This window comes from Longimicrobiales bacterium, assembly GCA_035764935.1.
Lineage (GTDB): Bacteria > Gemmatimonadota > Gemmatimonadetes > Longimicrobiales > RSA9 > DASTYK01.
The window spans coordinates 1-2606 of record DASTYK010000002.1 but is presented as its reverse complement, the minus strand read 5'-3'; the positions used below and the strand labels follow the sequence as shown (position 1 = coordinate 2606).

The following is a 2606-nucleotide window of genomic DNA, read 5'->3' as shown; positions in this document are numbered from 1 at the left end:
GCGTGCATGGCTCGACGCGAAGTTCGACCGCGCGCTGGGCAGCAGTGTCACGACGTCAGCGACGATCAGTCTCTCGCGCCGCGGCGGCGCGGCAATGAAGGAGCTGGCCGAGTTCATTCAGGCGTTGGACCCGGAGCAGATGGACCCGGCGCGTATCGCACGCGAGGGGGCAGAGGCGGTCAGCGCGGTTGAGGCGCTGTTCCGTGACGCGATCAACACGGTGCAGAGCGCACCGCAACTCAAGAGGGTCGGGTAATGGCGAAGTGGAGCAAGGCCCGGTGGGAGCGCGAGGAAGTGGTCGAGGTCGTCAATGCCGTCACGGCAGTCGTGGCGACGGACAACCGCAACGGCCGGCGGCGTGGCGCCCAGCACAAGCGCCCCGGTCGCGCAGCCCGCGTTGCTCGACAGGAGCGCGCCCGACAGCGGCTCCGCAAGCAGGAGGCTGTGTAGATGGCGAGCAAAGAATACGAGCGGCTGCGGGCGGCGTTGGTCTACGCGGCCAGTGATCACGGGAAGAATCTGGCGAGCATCCACGCCACGGCGGCGGACCAAGACGCGACCGCGGCAAGCCTGACCGCCGCCCGCGCTGCGCTCGACGCCGAGTTCGAGGCGCTGCTGGACACGCTGTACGACGTGACCGACTACAGCGTCGATTTTGCGACCGGCGTGTTGCCGGACGACGACCCCTTCTACGCCGCCGCAGAGCGCAAGGCTATTGCCCTGCTACGCAAGCACGGACGGCTGCCATGAAGCGGATCGTCGCGCTGGCGGTGCTGGCCGCCTCGGCAATCATCGCATCGCCCTACGCCTACGGCCTCGTGTTCCCTGACGAGCACGTCGGCCATGACCCCGCGCGCCACGACGAATACGCGCGGTTCGTCCCGCAGATGCGTCGCCATGTACGCGGCATGGCGGCCTCTGCGGGACGGATGAACGCGATGCTCGAGGGACAGCAGGAGCGGGAAGCGATGTGGATGGCGTACAACGCGGAGATGGTCAGGTAACTCCATCACGCTCAACAAAGGGGGAGTCCATGGAAGTCGAGACGTATGAGGTAAACGAGACACTGAGTGACGGGACCGTCGAGCAGACGAGCGACCCGGAAGCGCTCGCGCTGATCGAGCAGATGGGCCTGCGTGGTCAGGAAACCCTGCTCGGCAAGCGCGAGGCGGGCGACGACGTGGCGGTGGTGCGCTGCCCGTACCGGCGCATGAGCGCAGAGGAGCAGAATGTGTTCGCCGTCGTGTGCCCGCAGGTGACGAGCCTTGAGGACTACGCAAGTGGCCCGATCCCGCTGCGCGTGCTCCAGGTGGCGGCGCACGCACACGGCATGTTCAGGGAGCTGCAGGTCTGGCACCCGACGGACGCGCGCGTGGACGACCCGGTGCTCGTCGGAATCATGGTCGCCCCCAACAAGCACGGATGGAACGACAGGCACCGCTACATCCTCGCGCGCTGGGGCGAGACGCTGCCGTCGATGGAGGAACTGCGCGAGATGGCCCGCGGCATCCTGCACGCCGACCTGCGCGATCAGGTGGAGTCGGCGCGCGCGAACATCGAGGCGTTCGCCGGTCGGCTGGACAGCATCATCGACAAGCACCTGCGCGGCGGGCGCGTCGAAACGCCGGATGGGGTGCGGCTGCGCACTGCCGGTGGCGAGTTGCTGTAGTCCGAAAAAGCCGAACCGCCCAGGTCCGAGCGGACACCGGGCGGTCGGGTGCAGCGAGTGGGAGCCCTACTGCACCCGCAATCTAAGTCCGCAGGGACGGTTGAGTCAAATGTGGAAAGGTGACGTGAGGGTCACGGCCAGTATCAGCCTCAACCCCGACACGGAGATCGCGGGCGACGTTTTCAGCAGCCCTACTGGTCACGTGAGCGGCAGGCTCGGGATCGGGCAGACCAGCGTCTGGTCGAGCGACCCCGCGCAACTGCGGGCGCTGGCCGCCAAGGCGAACGAGATCGCGGACGAGTTGGAGCAGGCGATCGCTTCCACGGAGAAGGTCGCATGAGAGCATACGAGGCGTACCTGCGTGAGCAGGTGAACGGCCGCGGCGTGCGCGAGAAGGACTGCCCGCTGTGCGGCGGCGACGGCTTCGTTGAGCACGACGACGGCCCCCGCATGTTCGCCATCCATACCTGCACCTACTGCGCGGGACGCAAGCGGGTGCCGAACTATGACTGCGACGCCTGTGAGGATACCGGGATCGTCGAGCGTGGTCGCACGCGGCTGAACCCGCGCGGCTTCAACGAGGACGTGCCGGCCCTCGACTACTGCGACGGCTGCAGCATGGGCGAGTACGCGGAGAGCAAGAACGTGCTGCGGCCGGAGCCGTGGGGCGAGGCGAAGGGGCCGGAGTGGCTGGAGGAGATGCGCGCGGTGGCGCGTGGGGAGGCCCTGTGATCGTCCTCCTGTATTGCGTCGTCGTGCTGGTGGTCTACCTGGCACTCGGCATGGTGGCCGCGATCCTCGGCGGCTACGAGGCGCAGCGGGATAACGCGGAGGATGTGCGGCTGGGGCTGCGGAAGGAGGCGCGGTGAGGGCGACTTGGATTCGGCGCAGGTTCGCCGACAACCACTGGATGGGGTTCGGGACCGAGGCCACCGAG

8 protein-coding genes are annotated in these 2606 nt (G+C 67.8%); all 8 read left to right on the top strand.

Going from position 1 to position 2606, the window contains the following annotated elements:
* Positions 1-256: hypothetical protein (locus VFU06_00080; GenBank protein HEU5207776.1), on the top strand; the 256-nt coding region annotated here is incomplete at its 5' end.
* The gene (locus tag VFU06_00075) at positions 256-450 is read left to right on the top strand and encodes a hypothetical protein (protein HEU5207775.1); all 195 of its coding nucleotides are present in this window, start codon (positions 256-258) and stop codon (positions 448-450) included. The genes VFU06_00080 and VFU06_00075, both read left to right, overlap by 1 nt.
* Complete coding sequence (locus VFU06_00070) at positions 451-750, top strand: hypothetical protein (GenBank protein HEU5207774.1); 300 nt, start codon at positions 451-453, stop codon at positions 748-750. It begins immediately after the preceding gene.
* Positions 747-1004 carry a hypothetical protein gene (locus tag VFU06_00065; protein ID HEU5207773.1) on the top strand — a complete coding sequence of 86 codons (258 nt, stop codon included), beginning with the start codon at positions 747-749 and terminating at the stop codon, positions 1002-1004. Before VFU06_00070 ends, VFU06_00065 begins: the two co-directional genes overlap by 4 nt.
* A gap of 29 nt (positions 1005-1033) precedes the next feature.
* Positions 1034-1669 carry a hypothetical protein gene (locus VFU06_00060; protein HEU5207772.1) on the top strand — a complete coding sequence of 212 codons (636 nt, stop codon included), beginning with the start codon at positions 1034-1036 and terminating at the stop codon, positions 1667-1669.
* Between the two features lie 124 nt (positions 1670-1793).
* A complete protein-coding gene (locus VFU06_00055) occupies positions 1794-2009 on the top strand; it encodes a hypothetical protein (GenBank protein ID HEU5207771.1) in 216 nt (71 codons plus the stop codon).
* Entirely contained in the window at positions 2006-2401 is a 396-nt protein-coding gene (locus tag VFU06_00050) for a hypothetical protein (GenBank protein HEU5207770.1), read from the top strand. The genes VFU06_00055 and VFU06_00050 overlap by 4 nt, the downstream gene beginning before the upstream one ends.
* Complete coding sequence (locus VFU06_00045) at positions 2398-2538, top strand: hypothetical protein (GenBank protein HEU5207769.1); 141 nt, start codon at positions 2398-2400, stop codon at positions 2536-2538. Before VFU06_00050 ends, VFU06_00045 begins: the two co-directional genes overlap by 4 nt.
* Positions 2539-2606 lie beyond the last annotated feature (68 nt).

Excerpts from the sequence above, each read along its gene's own strand:
- VFU06_00050 (HEU5207770.1), top strand. The coding sequence starts at position 2,006 with ATGAGAGCATACGAGGCGTACCTGCGTGAGCAGGTGAACGGCCGCGGC.
- VFU06_00075 (HEU5207775.1), top strand. The coding sequence starts at position 256 with ATGGCGAAGTGGAGCAAGGCCCGGTGGGAGCGCGAGGAAGTGGTCGAG.
- VFU06_00065 (HEU5207773.1), top strand. The coding sequence starts at position 747 with ATGAAGCGGATCGTCGCGCTGGCGGTGCTGGCCGCCTCGGCAATCATC.
- VFU06_00070 (HEU5207774.1), top strand. The coding sequence starts at position 451 with ATGGCGAGCAAAGAATACGAGCGGCTGCGGGCGGCGTTGGTCTACGCG.
- VFU06_00060 (HEU5207772.1), top strand. The coding sequence starts at position 1,034 with ATGGAAGTCGAGACGTATGAGGTAAACGAGACACTGAGTGACGGGACC.